This is a genomic window from Enterococcus sp. PLH-Efm8, from assembly GCF_053011625.1.
In genome coordinates, this window is record NZ_CP172568.1 from 1324124 (window position 1) to 1350250 (window position 26127).

21 protein-coding genes and 1 pseudogene are annotated in these 26127 nt (G+C 37.5%); 14 read left to right on the forward strand and 8 right to left on the reverse strand.

The annotated features are described in order from the left end of the window. Window positions 1–55: 55 nt before the first annotated feature. The gene (efbA, locus tag ACIFUW_RS06600; RefSeq protein WP_002288890.1) at window positions 56–1762 is read right to left on the reverse strand and encodes a fibronectin-binding protein EfbA; all 1707 of its coding nucleotides are present in this window, start codon (window positions 1760–1762) and stop codon (window positions 56–58) included. Window positions 1763–2015: 253 nt separating this feature from the next. On the opposite strand from efbA, the gene ACIFUW_RS06605 reads away from it, so the two are divergent. The 3 genes from ACIFUW_RS06605 to trpX all read left to right on the forward strand — a co-directional run bounded on the left by ACIFUW_RS06605 (window position 2016) and on the right by trpX (window position 5117). Next, the gene (locus ACIFUW_RS06605) at window positions 2016–2969 is read left to right on the forward strand and encodes an IS30 family transposase (protein WP_000222572.1); all 954 of its coding nucleotides are present in this window, start codon (window positions 2016–2018) and stop codon (window positions 2967–2969) included. A 49-nt stretch (window positions 2970–3018) separates the two neighbouring features. Next, window positions 3019–3642 carry a hypothetical protein gene (locus tag ACIFUW_RS06610; protein ID WP_002295864.1) on the forward strand — a complete coding sequence of 208 codons (624 nt, stop codon included), beginning with the start codon at window positions 3019–3021 and terminating at the stop codon, window positions 3640–3642. Window positions 3643–4091: 449 nt separating this feature from the next. Next, on the forward strand, window positions 4092–5117 hold the full coding sequence (gene trpX / locus ACIFUW_RS06615; protein WP_182482939.1) for a tryptophan ABC transporter substrate-binding protein: 1026 nt from the start codon (window positions 4092–4094) through the stop codon (window positions 5115–5117). A gap of 146 nt (window positions 5118–5263) precedes the next feature. Here trpX and ACIFUW_RS06620 read toward each other — a convergent pair whose 3' ends face one another. After that, the gene (locus ACIFUW_RS06620; RefSeq protein WP_002296840.1) at window positions 5264–6451 is read right to left on the reverse strand and encodes an IS256-like element IS16 family transposase; all 1188 of its coding nucleotides are present in this window, start codon (window positions 6449–6451) and stop codon (window positions 5264–5266) included. Window positions 6452–6611: 160 nt separating this feature from the next. On the opposite strand from ACIFUW_RS06620, the gene ACIFUW_RS06625 reads away from it, so the two are divergent. From ACIFUW_RS06625 to ACIFUW_RS06665, 9 genes and pseudogenes are all read left to right on the forward strand, one after another. Continuing rightward, window positions 6612–7493 carry an ABC transporter permease gene (locus tag ACIFUW_RS06625; protein ID WP_002289631.1) on the forward strand — a complete coding sequence of 294 codons (882 nt, stop codon included), beginning with the start codon at window positions 6612–6614 and terminating at the stop codon, window positions 7491–7493. Between the two features lie 2 nt (window positions 7494–7495). Then, window positions 7496–8266, forward strand: a complete 771-nt coding sequence (locus ACIFUW_RS06630; protein ID WP_002289629.1) for an ABC transporter ATP-binding protein — start codon at window positions 7496–7498, stop codon at window positions 8264–8266. A gap of 278 nt (window positions 8267–8544) precedes the next feature. Continuing rightward, window positions 8545–9399, forward strand: coding sequence for a shikimate dehydrogenase (gene aroE, locus ACIFUW_RS06635; protein WP_002289627.1), 855 nt, complete (start codon window positions 8545–8547; stop codon window positions 9397–9399). Window positions 9400–9576: 177 nt separating this feature from the next. Further along, the gene (locus ACIFUW_RS06640; RefSeq protein ID WP_002303062.1) at window positions 9577–10740 is read left to right on the forward strand and encodes an LCP family protein; all 1164 of its coding nucleotides are present in this window, start codon (window positions 9577–9579) and stop codon (window positions 10738–10740) included. A 116-nt stretch (window positions 10741–10856) separates the two neighbouring features. After that, a complete protein-coding gene (locus ACIFUW_RS06645) occupies window positions 10857–11267 on the forward strand; it encodes a VOC family protein (RefSeq protein WP_002295867.1) in 411 nt (136 codons plus the stop codon). 173 nt (window positions 11268–11440) lie between these two features. Beyond that, entirely contained in the window at window positions 11441–13669 is a 2229-nt protein-coding gene (topB, locus tag ACIFUW_RS06650) for a type IA DNA topoisomerase (protein WP_002322737.1), read from the forward strand. Between the two features lie 170 nt (window positions 13670–13839). Further along, entirely contained in the window at window positions 13840–14124 is a 285-nt protein-coding gene (locus tag ACIFUW_RS06655) for a hypothetical protein (RefSeq protein WP_002289718.1), read from the forward strand. A 159-nt stretch (window positions 14125–14283) separates the two neighbouring features. Continuing rightward, window positions 14284–14520, forward strand: coding sequence for an AbrB/MazE/SpoVT family DNA-binding domain-containing protein (locus ACIFUW_RS06660; RefSeq protein ID WP_002289715.1), 237 nt, complete (start codon window positions 14284–14286; stop codon window positions 14518–14520). After that, window positions 14517–14916, forward strand: a pseudogene (locus ACIFUW_RS06665) (type II toxin-antitoxin system death-on-curing family toxin). The gene ACIFUW_RS06660 and the pseudogene ACIFUW_RS06665 overlap by 4 nt, the downstream one beginning before the upstream one ends. A 666-nt stretch (window positions 14917–15582) precedes the next feature. Here ACIFUW_RS06665 and ACIFUW_RS06670 read toward each other — a convergent pair. Further along, window positions 15583–16527, reverse strand: coding sequence for an L-lactate dehydrogenase (locus ACIFUW_RS06670; RefSeq protein ID WP_002289717.1), 945 nt, complete (start codon window positions 16525–16527; stop codon window positions 15583–15585). 295 nt (window positions 16528–16822) lie between these two features. Beyond that, window positions 16823–17767, reverse strand: a complete 945-nt coding sequence (locus ACIFUW_RS06675; protein ID WP_002296705.1) for an AraC family transcriptional regulator — start codon at window positions 17765–17767, stop codon at window positions 16823–16825. 220 nt (window positions 17768–17987) lie between these two features. On the opposite strand from ACIFUW_RS06675, the gene ACIFUW_RS06680 reads away from it, so the two are divergent. Next, on the forward strand, window positions 17988–19202 hold the full coding sequence (locus ACIFUW_RS06680; protein WP_002320890.1) for an MFS transporter: 1215 nt from the start codon (window positions 17988–17990) through the stop codon (window positions 19200–19202). Between the two features lie 21 nt (window positions 19203–19223). Beyond that, window positions 19224–21239, forward strand: a complete 2016-nt coding sequence (locus ACIFUW_RS06685; RefSeq protein ID WP_002296707.1) for an alpha-L-rhamnosidase-related protein — start codon at window positions 19224–19226, stop codon at window positions 21237–21239. 82 nt (window positions 21240–21321) lie between these two features. On the opposite strand, the gene ACIFUW_RS06690 is transcribed toward ACIFUW_RS06685, so the two are convergent. The 4 genes from ACIFUW_RS06690 to ACIFUW_RS06705 all read right to left on the reverse strand — a co-directional run bounded on the left by ACIFUW_RS06690 (window position 21322) and on the right by ACIFUW_RS06705 (window position 26087). Continuing rightward, window positions 21322–22695 (reverse strand): PTS ascorbate transporter subunit IIC, encoded by a 1374-nt coding sequence (locus tag ACIFUW_RS06690; protein WP_002286041.1) that lies wholly within the window; start codon window positions 22693–22695, stop codon window positions 21322–21324. Between the two features lie 75 nt (window positions 22696–22770). Next, window positions 22771–23730 (reverse strand): IS30 family transposase, encoded by a 960-nt coding sequence (locus ACIFUW_RS06695; RefSeq protein WP_002305939.1) that lies wholly within the window; start codon window positions 23728–23730, stop codon window positions 22771–22773. Window positions 23731–23800: 70 nt separating this feature from the next. Next, the gene (locus tag ACIFUW_RS06700) at window positions 23801–24070 is read right to left on the reverse strand and encodes a PTS sugar transporter subunit IIB (RefSeq protein WP_182482940.1); all 270 of its coding nucleotides are present in this window, start codon (window positions 24068–24070) and stop codon (window positions 23801–23803) included. Between the two features lies 1 nt (window position 24071). Beyond that, entirely contained in the window at window positions 24072–26087 is a 2016-nt protein-coding gene (locus ACIFUW_RS06705) for a BglG family transcription antiterminator (protein WP_002286048.1), read from the reverse strand. Window positions 26088–26127: the final 40 nt, after the last annotated feature.

Consider the following 26127-nt stretch of genomic DNA (forward strand, 5'->3'; position numbering starts at 1 on the left):
AACTAATTGCTGTTGTGGGAAAGTACGCAAATATGATTCTAGAAACACTCATTGATTACCTGTTTTGTTTCATAGCTGTAATTTTTTCTTCTTCTGGTGTCACGATAATCGTCTTTTGGTTTTCATAAATAACATAACCAGGCTTGGCGCCATTTGGTTTTCGGATATGCTTTACCTGTACAAGATCAACCGGCACTTGGGCAGAGTATCGGTATTTTGAAAAATAGGCAGCTAACTCGGCAGCTTCTGTAATTGTTTCATCTGAGGGCTTGTCACTTTTAATGATGACGTGCGAACCGGGTATATTTTTTGCATGAAGCCAATAGTCGGTTTTTTTAGCTGTCTTCATTGTCAGCTGGTCATTTTGAAGATTGTTTTTACCAACAAGAATGAGCGTTCCGTCAGAAGAAAAGTATTGATCAGGCTGAGATGGTTTCTTACGTTTTTGTTTTTTTAAGTTCTTCTTTTTCAGGTATCCTTCTGAAGTCAATTCTTCTTTAATTGCTTCGATATCCATTGGGCCGGCAATTTCCAGTTGAGATAAGACAGATTCAAGATATTGGATTTCATCTTTGGCTTCTTGGATTTGTTCGCCAATCAGCTTAACAGCGTTCTTCAGCTTTTGGTATCGATGGAAATATTTCTGTGCATTTTGATTTGGTGTCAATGCCGGATCTAGTGCTATTTTGATTGGCCGATCTTCTTCATAATAATTAGGTAAAACAACTTCTTTTGCGCCGCGTGGTACTTGTGTCAGAAAAGTAGTAAGTAGTTCGCCATTTCTACGGTAATTCTCAGCGTTTTCGGATTCTTTGAGTGTTTGTTCACGTTTTTTCAATTTATTTTTATTTCGTTTTAGTTCATTTTCGATTTTTCGAATCAGTTCTCCGCCTTGTTGTTTTGCCCGATCTTTCTCTGCTTTTTCGTGATAATAGCTATCTAATAATTGACTGAGTGTTGGATAAGCTGTTACAGCAGATGCCTGTTCGGACAATACCTGATAAGCAATCGGTGTGAAAAAATCTTTATTTTCCGTTTCGTAAAAAGTAGGAATAGGCTGATGGCTGATGGCTGAGAAAAATTCGTCCCATACAACCATCTTTTCATTAGGACGTTCCAGTAATCTTTTGGTCAGCTCTTGAGCGATATCGAAACCGATTCCCTGAAACTGACGTTGGATTGCTTTTGGATCTAGTTCAGTTTGGGAAAGCCGCTGAAAGATTTTTTCTTTCTCGGAGCTAAATGGGTTCAAGACCTCTTGTTTTGGCGGAGCAACATATTCTACACCAGGAAGCAAAGAACGATAAGTGTTTTGAGAGCTTCCAATGTGTTTGATCGCATCCAGTATTTTTCCAGTTTCTCGATTAACTAAGACGATCGTACTATGACGTCCCATTAATTCAACGATCAATATGATATTTTGTAGATCACCCAACTCGTTTCGTTTAGCAAAGTGGAAATGGATCACTCGATCATTTTCGATTTGTTCGATGTCTTCTAAAATAGCGCCATCCAAATATTTTCGAAGCATCATCACGAAGTTAGGCGGATTATCAGGATTCTGATAATCGATTTGGGTAATCTGTACACGAGCATAACTTGGGTGCGCAGATAATAATAATCGATGGTTTTTGCCGCGTGAACGAATCACCAGCACGATTTCATTTTCATAAGGCTGATGGATTTTCGAGATCCGGCCAGATAGTAACGTTTCACGCAATTCGTTGACCATCGCGTGGGTAAATACACCATCAAAGGACATGGTTCATTCCTCATTTCTTTTCATAAGTATATTCATTATAACGAAAAAAAGAAGAAAAACCAATTTGGCCGAATAGTAAAGCAAAAGTCTAGAAAAATCTTGGACTAATTACATAAAAAACAGTGTTTCTATCGTTGAAATCCAAATTTTTAGGTATCGCCGTTTGTATAATTAAGCGAGACAAATAAAAAAGCCATTTATGTTACACTCAAATTGTAATACCCGCTAAAGCATACAAGGAGAGTGAACATAAATGACTTATACCCATCTTACACCAAACGAGCTTGTAATGATAGAAGCATATTTTCATCAAGAAACTCCGGTTGCTATCGTTGCGAAGCAGCTTAAACGTGGACGCCAAACAATTTACAATGTCTATAACTTTCTCAAATGTGGTGGAACAGCACTTGAATACTTTGAACAATACAAAGAAAATAAGCGACGTTGTGGGAGAACCGAAATCATTTTTCCTGCTGAGGAAAAAGAATACATTGAAAAAAGATCAACTGAAGGTTGGACCCCAGACGTCATTATTGGCCGTGCAGAGCGAACCTTCTCTTGTTCAGTAAGTACCCTCTATCGCCGGTTTAAGACGGGAGAATTCAATGTTTTACATTTACCGATGCAAGGAAAACGAAAACCAAATGGTTATAAGGAAAAACGTGGAAAACAGGCATTCAAAAGAAATATTTCTGAACGTAAAAAAGATTATGTCGTTTTCGAAGAAGAATTTGGACATTTAGAGGGTGATACGATTGTCGGCATCCACCATAAAAGTGCCGTCATCACACTCGTTGAGCGACTTTCAAAAGCCATTATCGCCTTGAAACCAGAAGGCCGTAAGGCAGTTGATATTGAAAATTCGATTAATGAATGGCTTCAATCCGTACCCAAAAATCTTTTCAAATCAATTACCTTTGATTGTGGAAAAGAATTCTCTAATTGGAAAAGTATTAGTAATACGAATGATATTGATATTTATTTCGCAGACCCAGGAACGCCTTCCCAACGGGGATTAAATGAACATTCAAACGGACTCCTCCGAAAAGATGGACTACCAAAAGAAATGGAATTCAACCAAGTCAATCAAGGATTCATCTCATCCGTTGCGTCCAAAAGAAACCATATCCCTAGAAAATCACTAAATTACCAAACACCATTAGAAGTTTTTTTGAGTTACGTAAATGGAAAGTTTTGTCTCGCTTAATTTGACAAATAATATATAATAAAAAATAGGAGAAAAAGTAGAAAAGAAGGTGTTTGTTATTTGGGAAGTAGTTAAATCGAGAGTACAAGAAATGAATGAACATTTCTCAGTGTCATTCGCAGAAAATCCAAGTAAGTATTTTCGACGTCTTGTTTTTCTGCTCATCTTATCATTGCTGTTAACAGTTGCAATGTTTTTATTGCCGGAAAAAATCCGAGAAGAGCAAGTAAATAGTCTCGTTTATTCGTCCATACCAACCAGCAAATTGAAACCTTTTGATTACAGCAAAGCTGATCAGAAAATCAAACAAAGCCGGGCGATATCGGTGATGTTCAGCAAACCGAACGGGAAAACCTATCAGGACATGCTTGATGTTTTTAATGATCCTGAGCTTATGGAAGAATTGAATCGACCGATCTTTTATTATCCGATCGTTTATGATGTACATGAACTGGAACAAAAATATAACATACGAACGGATGAAGTGACATTTATTTTCTTTGATGGAGGAAAAGAAGCAAATCGGATAACTGCGGGTAAGGGAGGAATAACTGATTTTGATAAGGAGTTGATCCCTGAACTGAATCGACTTCCGTTAGCCAATATCAAACAATTAGAAGAAGAATTGGATAGAACGGGAGTAACTTCCCAAAATTCCGAGATTGCTAATTGAGACATTGGCGCGATGAAACGGTGGGTCTATATAGCGCTATTTTTAATTATCAGAACAAGTGATGTTTGATCTTCAAAATAACAAATAAAAAATTAAAAAATATAGTTGACGAAATTCAAAAATTCGATTAGACTTAAATCAATTCTTAAGGAAAGGGTGACCTGTAATGAACTTATCAAAACGTATTTCAGCAGAAAACAAAAAAAATTGGCGCAGCTGGCGTAGATAAGTTGTATTAATGGTGAGACTTTCCCATAGATACAACTTTTTAGAGTGCATTTCTAAAGCTTGTATCTATGCTAGACATGAACATTGACTGCCGCATAGATTAGAATCTATGCGGTTTTTTGTGTAAAGACAATGACCGCTTTGGCCATTGTCTTTTTTTGTAGACTGGATACTTGCCTGATTATAATAAATAAAAAGATTGACTTTGCAGGAGGAAAAAAATGAAAAACAAACGATTAATAACAGTTGTAGTAATTATTTTAGTTTATTTAGCAGGTGCATTTATTTATGGAAAAGCCTCAGGCGAAAAAGAAAGTACTTCGACGAACCAGACAAAAAAAACAACAGTTGTTGGGGTATTGCAATACGTGAGCCATCCGGCATTAGATGAGATTTATCGAGGAATCAAAGATGGTCTGAAAGAAGAAGGATTAAAAGAAGGAGAAAATCTTGAGATCAAATTTCAAAATGGACAAGCCGATCAGAGCAAGCTAGCCACAATGAGTCAACAGCTAGTACAATCTGATCCAGATGCCTTGATTGGAATCGCAACACCTGCCGCTCAATCATTAGCAAACACGACTTCATCGATCCCAGTTGTGTTAGGTGCTGTAACGGATCCTGTGGGGGCTGGATTAGTCGCTTCTTTAGAGAAACCTGGTGGTAATGTAACAGGTGTTTCTGATCAGCCGCCTGTTACTTCACAAATCAAGCTTGCTTCTGATTTGTTGCCAAATGCAAAAAAAGTCGGAATCTTGTATGCTTCTTCAGAGGATAATTCAAAATACCAAGTAGCACAAGCAGAAGAAGCTGCAAAAAAAGAAGGGTTAGAATCAGTAAAATATGCGGTGCCTTCCACTAATGAGATTGCACAAACGGTTCAAGTGATGAGCCGACAAGTCGATTTTATCTATGTTCCATTAGATAATACCATTGCCAATGCGATGCAAACAGTGGTAAAAGAAGCAAACAAAGCAAATATCCCCGTCATTCCATCTGTGGATACAATGGTGGAACAAGGTGGACTAGCAACAATCGGGATCAATCAATATCAATTAGGGCTTCAAAGCGGTAAGATGGCGGCAGAACTTGCGAGTGGAAAAGAAAAACCGGAAACGACGCCTGTTTATACATTTGATCAAGGGGATACAGTGATCAATCAATCTCAAGCTGATCGCTTAGGAATCATTGTTCCCCAATCGATGAAGGAAAAAGCCAAAATCAGTCAAGTCCACAATCTTGTGTAAAAGTTCAACCTCATCAAAAGCACAATGTTTTGCGTTGTGAACCTAACTGCCATGCCTTTCTTTCTGAGGAGAGAGGTCAGGAGCAGTAGCGCAGCGACTCTTGATGTCTCTCCTCAGAAAGAAGAGACTCGCACAGGTTCATGGTGCTAAATGTTATTCGAATTAAATTCTAAATATTTTCGTGGAGAAGCCAGCCACTCAGTGTCTTTTTCCATCAAAAGTGTTCCAATTATCCGAGTGATGGAATTGATATTTGGAAAAATCCGAATCACTCGTTCTCTCCGGCGAATCTCTTCGTTCAACCGTTCCAACACATTGGTTGTACGAATCCTTCGGCGGATATTTTCAGGAAAAGACAAAATTTGAATAGCATCTTCAAAGCCGTTTTCTAAAATGTCGCAAGCAGCACTTAATTTTGAATCACAACCATATTTTTCCAAGAAGTGCTCTTTTCTTTCACGTGTCAATTCAAGTTCAGAGGCTTTAAAGATACTCTTCAACTCGTCTTTTACATCAGAAGAAACTTTCTTTGGCAGCTTATCAAAAATATTTCTCAAAAAGTGGGCTTGGCATCTTTGCCAGCTCGCACCTAAAAAGTTCTTGCGAACAGCCTTAACTAACCCTTTGTGTGCATCAGAAATGACCAGTTTTACACCGAACAAACCTCGTTGAACGAACGATTGAAAAACGGTATCCCAATTATCTTCCGATTCGCCGTCTTGAACATCAAAACCAAGAATCGTACGTCGTCCATCAGAATCAATGCCGATACCAATATATACACCTTTTGAGACAATACGATGATTTTCCCTTACTTTCATATACAGGGCATCACACATGAAAAATGGATATTCCGAGCCTTCTAGGCTCCGGTTTCTCCACTCAAAAACAAATGGATCCAACTGTTTCATCAGATTTGAAACGAATGATTTAGAAACAGTCGCACCATCCGTTAGCAGTTCAACTGTTTTAGTTACTTTGCGAGTGGAGACACCAGAAATGACCATTTCAATCATGGCAGCGATCAAAGCTTTTTCGCTTCGCTGATATCTTTCAAAGATAGTAGGACTAAACTTACCGTCTCTGGTTCGTGGAACATGAAGTTCTAACGTACCAATTCGAGTTGTAAACGAACGATCGTAGTAACCATTTCTTTGTGATTGCCGTTCTTCTGAACGTTCATAGGCATTTGCCTGAATATATTGATTTCGTTGTTCTTCCATCAGCTGATTAAACATGATAGTCATAAGTGTTTTTGCGGTATCATTCGCACCGCTTTCGTTTATAATTGCTTGAATTTCTTCGCTTTCAAAAGTAAAATGTACTTGAGTCATTGATATCAGTCCTATTCGAGTATGTTTTCTGCAAAAAACATTGTACTCCTAACTGAGATCAATGGCTTTTTTGATGCTTCACTTTTACACAATTATATGGACGTAATCCCAAAATCATTACAGATGACTCGCAGCAAGAAACATCTAAGGAGGATGACAAATGATCGTATCAGCTATTTCACAAGGCATGCTTTGGGCAATATTAGGATTAGGGATTTTCATGACTTATCGGATCTTAGACTTTCCTGATATGACGACAGAAGGGTCCTTCCCATTAGGTGCTGCTGTCTGTGTGACAGCTATTACTCATGGGGTAGCGCCGATTGTAGCTACATTATTAGGCGTAGGTGCTGGCATGATAGCAGGACTCGTTACGGGGTTACTTTATACAAAAGGAAAGATACCGGTTATTTTAGCAGGGATTTTAGTGATGTCAGGATTGAACTCAGTTATTTTGTTTGTGATGCGAACACCAAATCTTTCTTTATTGAATCATCCGATTCTACAAGACAGCTTCCATCGCTTTGGGTTACCTGATTACTTTGACACAGTCCTTCTTGGCTTCATCTCTTTGGGCATCTTGATTGCTGTACTGCTATTCTTCTTCAATACAGATTTGGGTCAAGGCTATATTGCGACAGGAGACAACGAAACGATGGCTCGGTCGTTAGGGATAAAAACCGATCGTATGAAAATTTTAGGTTTAACTTTGTCGAACGGTGTCATTGCATTATCCGGTGCGCTGATTGCCCAGAACGACGGATATGCAGATGTAAATAAAGGGATTGGCGTAATCGTCATCGGTCTTGCTTCCATCATCATCGGTGAAGTGATCTTCCAAGAATTGACGCTAGCAGAAAGATTGATTGCTATTGTTGTCGGCAGTATCATTTATCAGCTATTGATTTTAGTAGTAATCAAACTAGGGTTTGACACGACTTATCTGAAGTTGTTCTCCGCTATCATCTTAGCTATTTGTCTGATGATCCCGCAATTGAAGAAAGCACTGAACTTAAAAACGGGTTTTGAGAAGGAGGCATAGTAATGACTGATATATTGACAATCAAAAATGGCAGAAAAGTCGTAAACAATGGAATGAATGAAGAGAAAGTACTATTGGATGAAATTAACCTTACAATCAGAGAAGGGGACTTCATCACTGTCCTTGGCGGGAATGGTGCTGGAAAAAGCACACTGTTCAATACGATCGCTGGTACGCTTCAACTCAGTCAAGGATCGATCTCTTTTAAAGATCAGCTGATCACAAAAGATTCAGAAGAAAAAAGAGCACGATTCCTTTCTCGAGTTTTCCAAGACCCCAAGATGGGAACGGCTCCTCGGATGACAGTAGCAGAAAATTTGCTACTTGCACAAAAAAGAGGTCAAAAACGGAAATTCCGTTTACGTAACTTGAAAAATCAAAAAGAAGATTTTTTCAGACTATGTCAAGAAGTCGGTAATGGCCTAGAGCAACACTTGGATACTCCAGCGGGTGAATTATCTGGTGGTCAACGCCAAGCATTAAGCTTGCTGATGGCGACGATCACAGCTCCTGAGTTACTATTATTAGATGAACATACTGCAGCTTTAGATCCTAAAACAGCTAAAGCATTAATGCGATTAACAAATCAGCGGATCAATGAACAAAAATTGACTTGTCTCATGATCACGCATCGAATGGAAGACGCCTTGAAATACGGAAATCGTCTGATCGTACTCCAAAAAGGGAAAATCGTTCAAGATATTTCTGAAAAAGAAAAGCAACATTTGACAATGGGCGACCTTTTGCAGTTCTTTGAAGAAGTAGTGGATTGATTTCGACAGAAAAATTCCTTTCAGTAGAAGGACTTGAAAACTCATTGACATCTTCCTTTGATTCATCCTATACTTAAAACAATAAACAATTAAACATATTTGGGTGTTTTGTAGGATCACGTAGTCAATGATTTTAACAATTAAATAGAATATTCTTTGCTCTGACAAGTAAACGATGAGAAAAGAATTTGCTACTTTGCCACCTAGACGTTTCGTACTTTTTCGTATCAAACGCTAAGTGGCTTTTTTTATTGAAGTAAGAACAAAGGAGGAATAAGATGATTTCTGGACAAACCAAATTAGCTGGGCTCTTTGCTGATCCGGCTTCTCACAGTTTATCCCCATTGATGCACAATACTGCTTTTGAAGCAAACAACATCGATGCGGTGTATTTAGCTTTCCAAGTAAATCCAATGAATTTGAAGCAAGCAGTCGAAAGTATTCGAACTTTTGATATGTTAGGTGTAAATCTTTCGATGCCGAATAAAACAGCGGTTATTCCTTATCTGGATGAGGTAAGCCAGGAAGCGCAATTGATCGGAGCAGTGAATACGATCGTGCACGAAAAGGGTCGTTTGATTGGCTATAATACTGATGGTGCGGGCTTCATGCAATCCGTGCAAGAAGCTGGGATTTCGATCAAAAAGAAAAAAATGACTCTACTGGGAGCTGGAGGTGCAGCAAAGGCAGTCACTGTTCAAGCAGCGTTAGACGGCGCTGAGGAAATCGTAGTTTATAAACGAAACAACCAAACATTCGCTCAAGTAAAAGAAACATTCGAACAACTCAGCTATCGAACTTCTTGTAAGATAAAAGTTCGTGACTTTGCCGATACGCATCAATTAAGAAAAGACTTGAAAGAAAGCTGTCTTCTAGTCAATGCAACAGATATCGGGATGGGAAAGAAAATCAATCAGTCACCGCTCTTAGATATAAGCATGATGCATGAGAATCTAGCGGTTTTTGATTTGATTTATGCACCTAGAGAAACACGTTTATTAAAAGAAGCAAAAAAAGTAGGAGCAAAAGGATACAATGGACTTGGCATGTTGATCTACCAAGGAGCAATCGCGTTTGAATTATGGACAAAGGAAAAGATGCCGATCCATGTGATTGAAAAGCTGTTTGATTAAAAAAGGATAATAGATAAAGATCTTTTATTCTCGCATAAACGGTCTCAAGAAAAGTAATCCTTTATGTATCGAAGCATTTATTTCGTTATTTTTTATTAAATTATCAAAAAATGATAGGCTTTTGTCGATTGGTTATCGTATCCTTTATTTATCAGTAAGAAACGAGGAGGAACCACAATGAGTCGGATGGATCGCTATAAGGACATCCATAAGAAGGCGAAACCTCTGAAGCGGGATACGGGGAGTATTTTTGCTAGAAGAGAACGAAAACGAACGCGTATGGAAAATGAGGAAGATGCTACCCGTATTTATGAAAGAGAGCAGCATTCATTTGAACATTTGAACCAATACGAGCAACAGATATACAGAGATGCACCAAGAGCAGAAGAACAACAAAAAAATAAAAAATTTTTCAATCGGCAAAAGAAGAACAAACCGTTAAAACCTCGAAGAAAGCGATCGTGGAAAAAAATCATTCTATCGATTTTGCTTGTTTTGATCCTTTATTCAGGTATCTCATTTTTTATTGGTAAATATGTAGCTGAACATGACACAAGCTTAGAGGCAGCGACTTCAGAAACCTTTCATGGGCAAAAAGCGACGAATGGTGCGCATAATATTTTGATCCTTGGAAGTGATACACGCGGAGAAGATGCCGGGCGAGCCGATACGATCATGGTCTTACAGTTGGATGGTCCTTCCCATAAGCCGAAACTGATTTCTTTTATGCGTGACAGCTTCGTTACGATCCCAGGGGTAGGACAAAATAAGATCAATTCAGCTTATGCATACGGAGGAGCCGATCTAGTGCGTCAAACTTTAGTAGAAAATTTTGGAATCGATTGTCAATACTATGCGAAAGTCGATTTCAAATCGTTTGAAAAAGTGATCGATGCCTTATTCATGAACGGAGTGAAGATCGATGCAGAAAAAGATCTGAATCTGGATGGTGTAGATATTAAAAAAGGGGGCCAGAAGATGGATGGACATGTTCTTTTGCAGTACGCACGTTTCCGAATGGATGAACAAGGAGACTTTGGCCGTGTCAGACGCCAACAGCAAGTAATGAACGCTATTTTCAGCCAATTGAAGAATCCATTGAATCTGATCCGTGCACCTTATGCAGCTGGTAAAGCTTTAGGATATACATCCACAGATGTCACTGCTTGGTTCTTGACGAAAAACCTCTTTTCGATTGCACGAGGAGCTGGTGGCATTGATCGAATAAGTGTGCCAGTAGACGGTTCGTGGAATTATGGGCAAAGTGATTATGCTGGCAGTATTCTTGAAATTGATAATCAAATGAATCAATCTGCTATTACAGATTTTTTGAATAAATGATCATAAAAAAGATCAAGAAGAAGCTGCGCAAGGCTTTTGTCATGAATCAATCAAACGATTCACTCGTAAAAAACGCTTTCTTATGGTAGATTTAACCAAGAGAGGAGCTGTTTACATTGGATATCTATCTGAACTTCAAAAATGAGTCGCGTGAAGCCATCGCTTTTTATGAAAAAGTTTTTCAGACTGAAGCATCAGGTATCACCACATACGGTGAAATGCCTGGAATAGAACAAATGAACTTGCCAGAAGAAGCAAAAAATCTAATCACGAATGCACGGCTGAACATTTATGATACATTAGTTATGTTTGCAGATACGCCAGAAGGAATTGGTCCTGAATTAGTTGTGGGAAATAATGTTTCTTTAGTCATCCAGACAAGAAATGAAGAAGAAACGAAGCGCCTATTTGAAAGCTTAGCTGAGGGTGGTAAGATTGAGATGCCACTGGATGCTGTTCCGTGGGCTCAGTTGTATGGGATGGTAACTGATCGATTTGGCATCAACTGGCAGATTAACCAAGAGTGACAGCTAAAGATGAATATTTTCTGGAAACATCAAGCAGCAAACGGATCATCGTTTGTTTGCTTGATGTTTTTGTGTCTATTTCGACTATACGGTATCTTTTTTTTATTGCCAGATGCGAAAATATGTTCCATAATAGAGAAGTCCGCAAAAAATTAAGTAACGGAGGTCAGAAGATGAAGACGGTGATACTAGCTGAAAAACCTTCACAAGCAAAAGCCTATGCCGAAACCTTCCAACAGCAAAAGCGGCATGAAGGGTATTATGAAATCAGCGATCCATTGTTTGCTGGTGAAGTAACCATCACTTATGGTTTTGGACATTTGGTAGATATGGTTGCTCCAGGAGCTTATGAAGAGCGTTGGGCAAAATGGTCTTTAGAAAATTTGCCTATTTTCCCAGAAACCTTCCGTTACGAAGTTCCAATGGACAAACGTGCACAATTTTCGATCGTAAAACGAGAATTGCAGTCAGCCGATACCATCATTATTGCAACAGATGGTGATCGAGAAGGTGAAGCCATCGCGTGGTCGATTATTCGACAAGCAAACGCATTTTCTAAGGAAAAGAACTATTTACGTTTATGGATCAATTCTCTTGAAAAAGAAGCAATCTATGAAGGTTTTAAGAATCTCCAACCTGGAAAGAACTATTTTCCAAAATATAAAGAAGCGCAAGCAAGGCAGAACGCTGATTGGCTGATTGGAATGAATGGAAGTCCATTATATAGCTTGCTACTTCAACGAAAAGGGATTGATGGCAGTTTTTCTCTTGGTCGTGTACAAACACCGACACTCTATATGATTTATCAGCTGCAAGAAGAAATCAAACACTTCAAAAAAGAAACGTACTTTGAAGGAGAAGGTTTAATTACGACAAACAAAGGGCAGTTTTCTGGAAAAATCGTACCAAAAAAAGCATTTAAAACCCAAGAAGAGTTAACGAAGGAAATAGAAAAACTTGGAGCGCATTTAGGTAAGCAAAACGGACGGATTCTTGAAGTTACGAAAAAGGAAAAGAGGTTGCATAGTCCACGTTTATTTTCGCTATCTAGTTTGCAGACAAAGATGAATCAGCTAATGAAAGCAAGTGCCAAAGCTACACTTGATGCTGCTCAAGGATTGTACGAAAGCAAGTTTCTAAGCTATCCAAGAACGGATTCCTTTTACATTACAGAAAATGAGCATCAGTATCTGGTTAAACATCTGCAAAATTATAAAAAATTTTTAGGAATAGAAGAAGTACAGACAACTGAGATCAAAGCAAAGAAACGATATGTCGATGCGAAAAAAGTTCAAGAACATCATGCAATTATTCCGACAAAGACGATTCCGACTCCTGCACGCTTTGCGAAGCTTTCCAAATTACAGCAAGCAATCTATTTGCAAGTTTTGCGCACTACTGTGGCTATGTTTGCTGCAGATTATATCTACGAAGAGACGACCGTAATGACGGGCGTACAGCAATTAAAGCTAAAAAGCATCGGAAAGATCCCATTACAGCAAGGTTGGCAGGAAATCTTACGCATCAAGTCAAAAAAGAAAGAAGCTCAGACTCTTCCTCCTATCGTAGAAAATGAAGAAGCAGAAGTAGAACTGAAAAGTATGGAGAAAGAAACACAACCTCCAAAACCCTATACCGAAGGAACGTTGATCACAGCAATGAAAACTGCGGGAAAAACGCTGGATAATGATGAAGCGCAAGAAATTCTCAAAGAAGTAGAAGGAATAGGGACAGAAGCTACACGAGCCAATATCATTGAAAATCTTAAGCAGAAGCATTACATCGAAGTCAATAAAAACGAAATAACTGTTACGCCAAAAGGAATCACTCTTTGTAAGGCAGTAGCCAATGAACCATTACTGACGAGCGCAGAAATGACTGCGCGCTGGGAAGGGTACTTGAGAAAAATTGGTAAACAAGAGGGGACACCATCTGTTTTTTTAGAGAATATCAAAAAATTCATCCTACATTTATTGGCAGAAGTTCCTAATCAAATCGACAAGGTAGACTTTTCAGATGAGATTAGCGGGACACGTCAGATAAAAGCGATGGAGAAGAAAAACGATCAATTAGGAAGATGTCCAAAATGTAAAAAGGGAATAGTCATGCTTTATCCTAAAATCGCTACATGCTTGAATCCGGAATGCGACTTCAAATTGTGGCCAACAGTAGCTAAAAAGAAGCTGACTAAAACGAATCTCAGAGATTTGCTTTCAAAAGGAAAGACAAGTAAAGTTGTCAAAGGTTTTACTGGTAAAAAAGGGAAATTCGATGCAGTTTTAGTATTAAAAGAAGATATGACAATCGGTTTTTCTTTTCCATGGATCGAAAACAGTGGAACAAAAGCAGTTGATGGAAACAAAGAAACATCAAGAAAAAATAATGAAAACGAAGTAGAGTAAATGAAAACAATGAAATAGCGGAATATTTATTCCGAAAAGTGAGAATATAAATACCAATAAAACTAAAAAATATCAGTGAATCAAGCAAAAACGTTGGGGTAGGCTGATTTTATATAGATAGCAAGGAGTTTTTTTATTTGAAAAAAGTGCATTCATTTTTAAATTATCTTATGGGAGCAATCACGATTGTGGCTGTGTACCAAGCATTTCTAAAGTATCCTGATTACGGGACGAAGTTGTTGTCATTGACGCACAATCAAACAGCATATTCACCAACGTTGATTTTATCGACTTTGACTGCAGGAGCTAAAAGCGCTACTTATTTTTTTCATAAAACGACAAGCATGCTAAAGCGAAAGAAACAGCGAAAACAATTGTTGGTGGTGGTAGCGGCTATGATCATTATTTATTTTCTACCAGTTATTACACAAGTATTTCATCAATATTTTGGTTAAGAATACGAGAGTTTGTGACAAAAGTCATGTCACAAACTTTTTTCTTTGTCATTTTTTCGTAAGAAAAAGCAAAATAAAAGTATATACATTGATTAAAAGTATATACTTGGATATAATGTACTTACTATAGAATGAGAATGGTATAGAGGGTGGCGAAATATGAAAAAAATGAAAAAGTATAAAATTAGAAAATCTGGCAATAGCGATGTAACAACTATCCCACCAGAAGTAAAAGAATTCATGGGTGTGCAGACAGGTGACGCAATCAGTTATGTTTTTCAATCTGATGGTTCTGTACGAATGATCAAAGCACAAGAAGAACCTGATATTGATTCATTAGTTGATTCGATCATGAATCAATATGAAGACGCGTTAAAAGATTTGGTTGATTTATGAGGTATCTTTCGACTAAAGAAATTATCAAAATCAACGCGAAAGTTATTTTACCGTCACTCGCCAGGCGAAATGATCGGTGTAAAAGATGCAAATGCATTAGATATGGCCGTCAAACAGCCTTCACAAGCAGTATTCAATCAAGAACTCTATCCTGAAATCTATGAAAAAGCGGCGATTTTAGCAATTAATTTAGCTAAAAAACATCCTTTTCATAATGGCAATAAACGAACTGCTCTTGTTGCCATGTTGTTGTTTCTTCAATTGAATAATTGTCCAGTTGCTTTTTCTCGTCAAGAAGCTGTTGATTTTATCATAATGATTACCACTAGTTCATTGGATTTCGATTCACTAAAGTCCAAGATAACCAGTTATTTACGACAAACCGCAATAAAATGAACGAATTAAAAACTTTATTTCTCAATTAGATCAGCATGTCATTAAGGAATATGCTGATTTTTTTATGTTTAATCATACAAAATAGTTTTTTCATAAAAATATGGAAAATATGGATTAATTTTGAAATAATTGATTTAAAAGGAATACAAAAGAGTGAATAGTAGGAAATAGTGGTTTAGAACTAGTGGGCTGATTTTTTATATATTTTAGTTTACATAATATATATTATACAAAGTAGATTTAAAAAATGATAAACCTCTCTCGAACGGTTTTTTATCAAAAATCGTCATTTTTCCATCAAAATCTGCTTATGCAAAATTATAAAAAAATTTTGCAGTTTTTCTTACTTTTTTTGTCGTTTAATTGAATGATAAAAACCAGTTTCTTTATTCAGTTAATCAAATATGAACGAATTAGATATGAATCATTGTATTTGCCGTTGCGGAAGGATTTTTTAATTAACCACAGATAAACATTGATAACGATTCGCTTATTGTAATCAACAGATTAAATTTCATATGTTCATATGTACGGATACATTTTCGGACCGATTAATTTTAACCATTCTGTTTATTTGCTTACCTATTAGATATCAATAAAAAACTGCTTAACAGCTATTTCAGCTGTTAAGCAGTTTTAGGATTTTTAGTTCATATTCATTGTTTCTTATAATACAGTGTTCAATACTTCTCTTAAAGCACTTGTTGATTTGCTGAACATTGCTTTTTCTTCTTCGTTGATTGATAATTCAACAACTTCACGAACACCATTTTCGTCAACGATTGATGGCACACCTGTAAAGATATCTTTTTCGTCGTATTCACCAGTTAAATAAGCAGATACAGGCAATACAGCTTGTTCGTTATTCAAGATAGCTTTTACGATACGTGCAGTACTCATACCAATACCATAGTAAGTTGCTTTTTTACGATCAATGATCTCATAAGCAGCATTACGGACTTTATCAGCAATCACATCTAATTCATCTTGGGCAATACGATGGTCTTTTTCTACAATTTCAAACACTGGTTTACCACCGACAGTTGTATGTGACCATGCAGCAACTTCTGAATCACCATGTTCACCTAAGATATAGCCGTGGACGCTGCGTGGGTCAACTTTTAATTTCAATGCGATTTCTTTACGGAAACGAGTTGTATCCAATGTTGTTCCAGTACCGATAACACGTGATGTTGGCAGACCAGATTCGTTCCAAGCGATATATGTCAAAATATCTACTGGGTTTGAAGCAACAACGATAATACCGTCGAATCCTGATCCCATGATTTCTTTTACGATTTGGCGCATGATTGACGCATTTGTTTTAACTAAATCTAAACGAGATTGACCAGGTTTTTGGTTGATACCAGCTGTGATAACAACGATATCAGCATCTTTACATTCTTCATAGCCACCTGACCATACAGCCACATTTTCATCGCCCCAAGCCATACCATCTAAAAGGTCCAATGCTTCCCCTTCTGCTTTTTCTTGATTCACATCGATCAATACTAATTCATTAGAGATTCCTTGGTTGATCATTGCATAAGCGATACTTGTTCCAACAAAACCTGTACCGACGATTACTACTTTACGACTTGTTTTTTTCATGAATAAACAGCTCCTTTTCATAACTATTTGTTACTTTCATGAAAAGTATAGTCTTGTTTATTCATTTTATCAACATGTTAATTATAATAGTTGTTATTATAATTTTTGATGGAAACGAATTCCTGAATACGCATAACAGATAAATGACAAATGTTTACACCTATATCCCCTGATAATACAACCAAAAGTTTAGAACTGAAAATAAATCCAAAAAAATTCGCTGCAACGATATAATAAGACAGCAATCGCACCTAAAACAATTTTCCTTCATATGCTTTAGTGAAAGATTTTCTTCTTAATGTTTATTTCTCCATTCATTGGGAGTACATGTTGAATACTTCTTGAATAATTTGAATAAAGAAGTCGTTTGTTTATATCCGATACGATTAGCGATTTCTTCCAACGAAAAACTCGTTTCTTGAATCAGTTCCAACGCAAAGTCGAATTTTTTCTTTAGAACCAGTTCTTGAAAGGAAGCATCAAAATACATTTTCAATTTATTACTAAGATAGACCGGATTGTAGCCAAAATGAGCTGCTGTTTCTTTTAACGTACAAGAAGTAAAATGCTTATCGATATAATCTAATACTCTAAGCATCTCATTTTCTGCGCATCCATCTGCTGATGAAAAGCTTTGTTGTTCTAATAAATGAGTCAATTCGATCAGTAATAGTGATGTATAGAGATTTAACGAACGGATCTTATGACTGTATGTATCAAAATAAATCAACAGCATATTTTCAATCAAATGCGTCAAACGACTTGTTTTTCCGCCGCGAAAATGAATGAATTGTGTATGTTCCCCTTTTTCTTTTGATGCATTTATCAAAAAAGAAGAAAGTAGATTATTTGTGCTTGCCAAATGATTCAATATCTCTGTAGATAAGGTTTCTTCTTTTAATAAGATGTTGATTAAAATATCCTCTTGCCCTGTGTATTCGATTCTTTGAGTAGCTTCTTTATCAATGATCACCACGTCACTTTCTTCCATCTCTATCCTTTCTCCATTAATAATTTGTAAACATGTACCGCTATACATATAATTGATTTCAACAAAATCATGTGTATGCTCGGGAACTTCCGCATATCGACGGTGTTTACTGATATGAATATTTCCCTGTTGAAATAGATCCCCTCGGTGGATTTTTGGCGGTGTCTGAAGATGGTAAGCTAAGTTTAAATCATTGATATTCATTCCTTGTTCACGCTGCAGAGTTTCGATTGATTCTTCGTTACGCAAAAAAAATGTCTAATTCAGCTAGTTCCAATTGACTCCCTCCTTTTTGTAAGCGGTTTCTTTCGCTTATTAGTTCACGCTGTACTGCTATTATATGCAAAGCTATTTTTGGTTTCATAAAGACTTTCTATGGTTGGGACATGAACTTCCTGTGATTCCGCTATTGAGAGAATAACCACTTCATACTATATTTTTGATAAGCGCTTACAAAAATGAAAGGAACATGCTTATGAATAAAAAGATGATGAAATTTTCTCTGCTGTCAGTCTCTCTTATTTTGACTTCTGCTGGTGCAGTCACGTCTGCAATTCCCAGTATGTCAGCTACTTATGCCACGCGTTCTTTATCTGCTGTTGAATTATTAACGACTGCTCCCTCTTTTATGGTCACTATTTTTGTTTTGATTAGTAGTTTTATTGCTAGGAAAATCGGACAAAAACAAACTGTGATCATCGGATTAGTGATTGCATCGATTTGTGGTATCCTCCCCCTCTTCTCACAAAGTTACAGTATTGTCTTAGCTTCAAGAGCTGGACTAGGTATTGGCTTTGGATTGATCAATTCTTTGGCAGTCAGCATGATTGCTGCCTTTTATCACGGAGATGAACGAGCCTCTATGATTGGTTTTCAAAGTGCATTTCAAGGATTTGGTGCAGCTTTAATGACATTTGTTGCAGGACAGCTAGTACAGTTCGGTTGGCAATATACCTTTTTAGTCTACGCCATCAGCTTACCTATTCTTGTCTTGTTTGTTTTGTTTGTTCCTACACCTGAAACAACTGAACTTCAATCGCATGGCACAGCCCCAACAAGACAAGTAATCAAAACGAATCCTAAAATGATTAGTTATGGTATTTTTCTCTTGCTGGTCATCGTGGTATATAATGCTGTATCGATTAAATTAGCCACAGTCCTGACGACTTATTCTCTAGGAAACGAAACTAATGCAGCGAATATCTTAACAATCATGCAATTGGCAAGTATGGCTGCCGGAGTTTGTTTTGGCTGGCTTCAGACAAAAGCACATCGCTATATGCTTACACTTTCTTTACTACTGATGGGAATCGGCTTTGTATTGATTGCCACTGTGATAAACCTGTATGTGATTGGGTTTGGTGCGATCCTAACAGGAATTTCTTTTTCGTTATTCATTCCTTACTTATTCAACCAAGTAAGTATCCAAGCGCCCAAGTACGCGGAGAGTTTCAATACTTCAATCTTATTGGTTGGCGCTAATTTAGGTACTTTCATTGCACCATATGGTTTGCTCTTTCTCTCTTTTGCTTCTCTTGGGAGTAAAACACTTGCTGTTTTCGTCAATGGCAGTATCTTGCTGTTGATTAGCGCGCTTATTAGCCTTCTAGTAGTACACAGGACGAATAGAAAGACAGTGATAAGAGTAGATGAAGAAATAAAAGAACAATTGACAACAAAATAAATTTGATGGAGGTCGTGTAAAATGACAAATGAAAAACATAAAGATAGATGGCTTTGGTATCCTGGAGACTTTGAGATCCGCCATGGACTGCTACAAAATTTCCAACGGGAAGAACGAGGTTTTGACTGGCCAGCGTACTGGTACATGGATGATTGCCATCGGAACGTCAAGTTTAAGAGATATTACTTTCTTGATCAACCTTCCATGTTTAAAGTGACGATCCAAGGAGTTGGGTATGTAGAAATTAATGGACAAAAACATCCATGTGGAAAATGGCTGACTTGTCCAGCTGGTAAAGCAAAAATTCGTATCTTTGTAGGACATACATCAGGGCTACCAGCGATGTTTATCGAGGGAGACGAAGTAAAATCAGATATTGGCTGGACAGCAAGTAATTTTATTGAAGAATATCCAGCTGGCTGGAGTCCGCTTTATGTCGATATCGCAAAAGATCCAAATCAAATCTATTATCAAAAAGAATGCGTCCATCCAGTCACTGAAACGGAGATTGGCGGAGGAATCTTATTCGATTTTGGGCGAGCAGTGAATGGCTGTGTAGAACTAATATCTCTGGATGACCATATCGAATCTATCACTCTATGTTATGGAGAGTCCGATGTAGAAGCTATGGATATCGATTATTGCTACTATAAGCAAATAGGAATGACAAGAAAAATGAAAGCTCGTAAACGCGCTTTTCGCTATTTGTTTATACCAGAGGTTTCTACTGGAATGGTTCAACTTCAAGTTTTTCATGAATTTTTATCTCTTTCGAAACAAGCTGCTTTTTCAAGCGATTCTTCTTTACTGAATCAGATCTGGTCAGTATCAGAAGAAGCCTTCAAGTTATGTAGTGATTTGTTTTTTATCGACGGTATCAAACGAGATCGCTGGATTTGGTCTGGAGATGCGTATCAATCATTCATGATCAATCAATATCTTTTTTTTGACGAGGAAATCAATAAACGAACGATATTAGCATTAAGAGGACAAAATGAAATCAAGCAGCATATGAATACTATCGTTGACTATTCGATCTTGTGGTTGATTGGTATCGAAAACCACTATATGATGACGAAAGACTATGAATTTTTACGCATCGTCTACCCTAAGATGCAATCATTAATGAGATACTTGATGGAGCAAACGAATGAATTAGGGTTTATTTATGGGAGAGCAAAAGATTGGATATTTATTGATTGGTCTGAAATGGATAAAGAAGGAACGCTTGCTGCAGAACAAGTCTTATTACTGAAAGCCTATCATTCCATGATCACTTGCGGAGATATCTTAGCTGAAACATATGGAGAGAACGAAAATTATCATACTCATCTCTATCAAGAAAAATATCAACTATTGAAACAAAACCTATTTGACTACTTTTGGGATGAAGAACTTGGCGCTTTTATCGATTGCTATGAATCTGGGAGAAGAAATGTGACGCGTCATGCGAATATTTTCGCTGTTTTATTCGATTTTGCTAACAAAGACCAACAGCAATCGATCTTAAAGAATGTCTTATTGAATGACACTATCACACAGATTACTACTCCATATTTCAAATTCTATGAACAAGATGCTTTATGCAAACTCGGACAGACGAATATCGTCTACCAAACGATTCTTGATTATTGGGGAGGGATGTTATCTCATGATGCGGTAACTTTCTGGGAAGAATACGACCCTACTCAAACAGGAAATGAAAAGTACAGTATGTATGGAGATCCTTATGGAAAAAGCTTATGCCATGCATGGGGAGCAAGCCCAATCTATCTTTTAGGACGCTATTTTATCGGTTTGTATCCAACAAAGCCAGGTTATGAAGAATTTATGATACAACCTAATCTAGATTCATTTGAAACACTGAATTGTACGCTACCTATCAAAGATGGAAAGATTTCGCTTGAAAAAACAAAAGATAAGATCGTGATTACTTCTGATAGAACAGGCGGAACAGTGAAAATGAATGGTAAAAGTTATCCTCTTCTAGCAAAACAGCCACTTGTCTTAACAAGCTATTCAAAAATAAATGCATAAAACAAAAAACTGCTTGCGACATATCAGAAGACTTTAAATCTTCTTCTGATATTGTCCAAGCAATTTTTATTTTGAAGTTTGCTTAATTCTGTTCTTTAGAAACAATGTTTGTTCTTTTTCCGGCAAAAAGAAAGCTAGATAATACGACAAGTAAAAAGAAAGCGATGATTCCAACTGTCAAGGCTATTTGACCGTATTCTCCTAGTTTCCCAAGTACAAGTCCTGGTACTAGATAATCAGTATCGGCAAATGTAGAAGAAGCGATTTTAAGATCTCCTAATACTGGAAGGATAAATAATGGCAGCCAACTAATCAATAAGCTATTGAAAGCAGAACCTAATACCGCCCCTCTTCTACCGCCAGTCGAGTTGCCGAAGACACCAGAAGCAGCTCCGCAGAAGAAATGTCCTACTACCCCAGGAATGATAACTGTAGTTTGCAAGCCTATCATAGCAAACATGGATAGTGTTCCTACAAAGAAGCTAACAAAAAAGCCAATTAATACAGCATTAGGTGCATATGGAAAAACGATAGGAACATCTAATGCTGGTTTAGAATCGGGTACGAGTTTTTTAGCAATCCCTTGGAATGCTGGAACGATTTCTGCCAACACCATTCGAACCCCTTGAAGGACGATAACAAACCCAGCTGTGAATGTTCCAGCTTGGATCAGTGCAAAGATTACAGCGTTGTCTCCATTGCTTAGTTCTCTTTCAACAAATCCAGGACCAGCTAACAAAGCAAGTGCGACATATACGATCGACATCAAGAGCATGATCGATACAGTAGAATCTCGCAAAAAGCTGAAACTTTTAGGAATCTTTATGTCCTCTGTAGAACGGTCTTTGTTTCCAAAAAACTTTCCGATCCATCCACTAGAAGCATAACCGATATTTCCGGTATGCCCTAACGCAACTTGATTGTTTCCAGTGATGTTCTTCATAAACGGTTGACAAAGAGCAGGCGTAATAGTTAATAGTGTTCCTTCGAAGACCCCGCCTAATAAGATCATCCACAAATTTGCAGTAAACCCCGCGCTTACTAAAATGACTGCTGTTAGACAAGAAACATAAAGCATTGCTTGACCTGTAAGAAAAATGAATTTATATCTTGTGAATCTAGCAAGTAAAATATTCACGATCATCCCTACTAGCATGATCAAAGCAGTAGGTGTACCGTATTGTTGCAAAGCAATCGCCACTACTGCTTCATTGCTAGGAACTACTCCTTGAGTATGCAGAGCTGTTTGGAACATCGAAGCAAAAGGGGTTAGTGAATTACTGATTAAACCAGCACCGCCGATCAGTACTAGGAATCCGACAAATGTTTTGATAGTTCCTTGGATCACTTCTGAAAATTTCTTCTTCTGAAGAACGAGACCAAGCAGTGCAATCAAAGAAACGAGGATGGAGGGCTGACTGACGATTGACACAAACAAATTCAACAATTTATCCATTGATAGTTCCTCCCTTGAATCATTTTTATTCTTTTGACAAGATCTTCGTTACTTTTTCTTTTACTTTTTCGTTTGTCAAATTAAGCTAGACAAATCATCTTTACCTACGTAACTCAAAAATACTTCCAATGGTGTGCGATAGTGTAATGATTTTCTAGGAATATGATTTCGTTTTGATGCCACCGATTGGATAAAGGTTTCGGATACCTTATTAAAATCCATAGCTTTATATAAGCCATCTTTACGTAATAAGCCATTCGAATGTTCATTTAGTCCTCGTTGAGAAGGTGTTCCTGGATCAGCGAAATAAATCGAAATATCATTGGTATTACTAATCTTTTTCCAATTCGAGAACTCTTTTCCACAATCAAATGTGATGGATTTAAACAAGTGTTTCGGTACAGATTGAAACCATTGATTCAGTCTATTCTCAATATCTATAGCTTGCCTACCAGCGGGTTTCAAGGTGATGATCACTTTAGATAATCGCTCAACTAACGTGATCACCGCACTTTTATGTTTTCCACCGACAATGGTGTCACCTTCTAGGTGACCAAACTCATGATTGAACTGTATATAATCAGTTGTTCTATCCTGAATCGAACGGCGAAAAGCTTGTTTTCCTCTTTTTTCTTTATGTCCGTTTGGTTTTCTTTTCCCTTTCATTGGTAAATCGTGAGGGTCAAAGGTTTTATCTTTAAACATCCGATATAGTGTACGTACCGAACAAGCAATAGGAAACTCTGCTCGACCAATAAGGACATCTGGAGTCCACCCTTGAGCCACCTTTTTTTGAATGTATTCTTGTTGCCCATCTGGTAACACAATCGGACGTCTTCCGCAGTTACGTTTGTTTTTCTTATATTGTTCATAGTAGCTTATTGCGCTTCCACCAGATTTAAGAAAACGATAGACATTATAAATGGTTTGTCGAGAACGTTGTACCAGATGGGCTACTTTTGAAACAGAGTGTGATTGATTGAAATAAGCTTCTATCATTACGAGTTCAGTTGGTGTAAGATGGGTATAGGTCATTTGCACTCACTCCTTATAATTCTTTCGACGGAACTATTTTGAGTGTAGCACAAATGACTTTTTTAGTTGTCTAGCTTAATTTTACAATCGGCGCTTCTTCGCTGTCAATGATCGATTGCAAAGGTACGAGCTTTTCATCAGGTATAGAAGTTAGCGTATCTTTCAAAGAATGCTCAATGAAGAAATAATCAGCCATATCGCTAGATACACTTCCAACATCCGTATGACTTACTTCAAACTCGTCCACATCTGCTCCAAGATCTGCAAGTGCTTGTTTGATGTTCATCTCTACCATAAAACTTGTTCCTAATCCACTTTGACATACTGCAAAAATTTTCATATCATTCGTCTCCTTTTCTTATGATCGCTAATATTTCTTCTTTTGTTGATGCGTGTAATAAATCTTGAAGATTTTGTTTATTAGAAAGTAGCTTTGTTAAATTTGCCAAAGCCCGAAGATGTGCCTCATTATCGATAGCAGCTAAACAGATGAACAAACTAATGGGATGGGCTGGATTATCAAGCAGATCCACAGGTTGTTGAAGTTTCAGCAAAGACATCCCTACTTCGTTTACGCCATCTTCTGGACGAGCATGAGGTAATGCGATGTGATCGCCAATATGGATAAACGCACCATACTGCTCCACGCGCTCGATCATAGCTTTGATATAACTTTCTTCTATTTTATTTTCTGATAATAGCGGCTGTGCGGCAAATGTGATTGCTTCTTGCCAGTTTTTTGGTTGATCCGATAATTGGATCATTTCTTCTGTTAATAATTCAGATAGCATAGGACGTTGATCCTCCTTCTTTTCTAAAAGTTTGTTCATTTTACGATTTAATACTTGATAGAGCTTTTCTTCGTCTACGCCTTCTTTTAATTCGATATAAGGCAGTAGCGCCGACAACAATTCTTGGGCAGAAGGCATTGAAAATCCTGGTATCAGCCAATCTCTTTGTACTTGATTGATCAGCTGATTTTTTTCCAAGTCAGTCATGATTGGATGCAGAACATAGAGAGACTTTTTCTTATCAGTAAGTGTGAGAGGTACAGTAGAAAAAATAATATCGTAAGAAGTTTCGTCAACCTCGTGTAAGCGGTCAGCTGAATTAGTCTCTGTAAAAAAGATCATCGGGAATAATTGCTGAAGTTCACTTTTTAAGATCAATGAAGAGCTAATGCCACTTGGACAGACGATCACGGCTCTTATTTTTCTATTTCTTTCTTCTGCGTCCGCTTTTCTGATCTCTCCGCCAAATAGTATAGTGAAAAAACCAATCTCTTCTTCAGGGATGCTCTTCCCTATTCGTCTTTCTAACGGAAGTAATGCTTTTCTTGTCATTTCGTAGATGGAAGCATATTGATGCTTAATTTGATCGATCATCACATTAGGTAAATAAAAAGAATAGGAAATACGAAAATAGGCAGGGACCAAGTGATAAAAGACATTCATCAATAATTCACGAAACGAAGCAAATTCTACGGCCATCAGGAATTCCATGCGATGGATGACTTCTGAAGAACATTCCAGCAAAAAATCAAGTGCAGGCTCCTGGACATCTCCTTCAACGATCGATGCTAAGCAAAGAGAGAAAAATATAATCTCCGAATTTTGATGTTCGGAATAGCCAAGGCCAGTCAATACTTGTCGACTAATGTCAGTGACTGCAAGAGAAGCCAACAGTTCAGCATCTTTTACCAGTTCCATGGATGTTTTTCCAATTCGAATGGTTGTCAAACTCAAATAATAAGCTAATTCATCCATTCGATTTGGTGCGAATCGAAGATCTGATAGTGAAATCGTTTTATCTAGCAAATCTCTAACTTTGGCGTAATAATCAATGGAAAGGGTTGCGGTTAAATACGTGAGCCCAAATCTTCCAGCAAGTGACTGCATCAAACGAGCAGTGCGATTTTTTGCTTCTCTTCTTAATATTGCTTCTGACCCTAGCAGCCTAAAACCAGTTTTCCTAGTATACGACAGCTGACAATCTTCCACTTCTAATTCATTTCTTATCTTTTTGATATCTGACAGGACTGTCCCTTTAGAAACCTGAAGAAAATCTTGAAAATGAAAAACAGAAACAGACGTTGCAGTCGAATAAACCATCAAATAAAGAAGATCTCTTCGCTCTTGTTCGGTATACACAGCTTCAAATCGAGTAATATCCAAAAATTTTTCTGCCCAGTCGATTGCTCGGAATTTCTTTATACGGATACGGGTATCATCCACATATTCGGCAAAAGGAGTTAATTGTTTGATCGCCTCGCTTGTATTTACTTCGATGATCTCTGCTGCTTTTTCTAGACTGATTTCTCTTGGTGTTTTCAGGAGATAACTAATTTTGTAGTTCACAGCGCTGTTCACCTCCTACTTATATTCTAGTATGGTAGCG

Excerpts from the sequence above, each read along its gene's own strand:
- ACIFUW_RS06640 (WP_002303062.1), top strand. The coding sequence starts at position 9,577 with ATGAGTCGGATGGATCGCTATAAGGACATCCATAAGAAGGCGAAACCT.
- ACIFUW_RS06695 (WP_002305939.1), bottom strand. The coding sequence starts at position 23,730 with ATGACCTATACCCATCTTACACCAACTGAACTCGTAATGATAGAAGCT.
- ACIFUW_RS06690 (WP_002286041.1), bottom strand. The coding sequence starts at position 22,695 with ATGGATAAATTGTTGAATTTGTTTGTGTCAATCGTCAGTCAGCCCTCC.
- efbA (WP_002288890.1), bottom strand. The coding sequence starts at position 1,762 with ATGTCCTTTGATGGTGTATTTACCCACGCGATGGTCAACGAATTGCGT.
- ACIFUW_RS06680 (WP_002320890.1), top strand. The coding sequence starts at position 17,988 with ATGCTTATGAATAAAAAGATGATGAAATTTTCTCTGCTGTCAGTCTCT.
- trpX (WP_182482939.1), top strand. The coding sequence starts at position 4,092 with ATGAAAAACAAACGATTAATAACAGTTGTAGTAATTATTTTAGTTTAT.
- ACIFUW_RS06655 (WP_002289718.1), top strand. The coding sequence starts at position 13,840 with ATGGGAGCAATCACGATTGTGGCTGTGTACCAAGCATTTCTAAAGTAT.
- ACIFUW_RS06605 (WP_000222572.1), top strand. The coding sequence starts at position 2,016 with ATGACTTATACCCATCTTACACCAAACGAGCTTGTAATGATAGAAGCA.
- ACIFUW_RS06660 (WP_002289715.1), top strand. The coding sequence starts at position 14,284 with ATGAAAAAAATGAAAAAGTATAAAATTAGAAAATCTGGCAATAGCGAT.
- ACIFUW_RS06625 (WP_002289631.1), top strand. The coding sequence starts at position 6,612 with ATGATCGTATCAGCTATTTCACAAGGCATGCTTTGGGCAATATTAGGA.
- ACIFUW_RS06620 (WP_002296840.1), bottom strand. The coding sequence starts at position 6,451 with ATGACTCAAGTACATTTTACTTTTGAAAGCGAAGAAATTCAAGCAATT.
- aroE (WP_002289627.1), top strand. The coding sequence starts at position 8,545 with ATGATTTCTGGACAAACCAAATTAGCTGGGCTCTTTGCTGATCCGGCT.
- ACIFUW_RS06630 (WP_002289629.1), top strand. The coding sequence starts at position 7,496 with ATGACTGATATATTGACAATCAAAAATGGCAGAAAAGTCGTAAACAAT.
- ACIFUW_RS06685 (WP_002296707.1), top strand. The coding sequence starts at position 19,224 with ATGACAAATGAAAAACATAAAGATAGATGGCTTTGGTATCCTGGAGAC.
- topB (WP_002322737.1), top strand. The coding sequence starts at position 11,441 with ATGAAGACGGTGATACTAGCTGAAAAACCTTCACAAGCAAAAGCCTAT.
- ACIFUW_RS06670 (WP_002289717.1), bottom strand. The coding sequence starts at position 16,527 with ATGAAAAAAACAAGTCGTAAAGTAGTAATCGTCGGTACAGGTTTTGTT.
- ACIFUW_RS06700 (WP_182482940.1), bottom strand. The coding sequence starts at position 24,070 with ATGAAAATTTTTGCAGTATGTCAAAGTGGATTAGGAACAAGTTTTATG.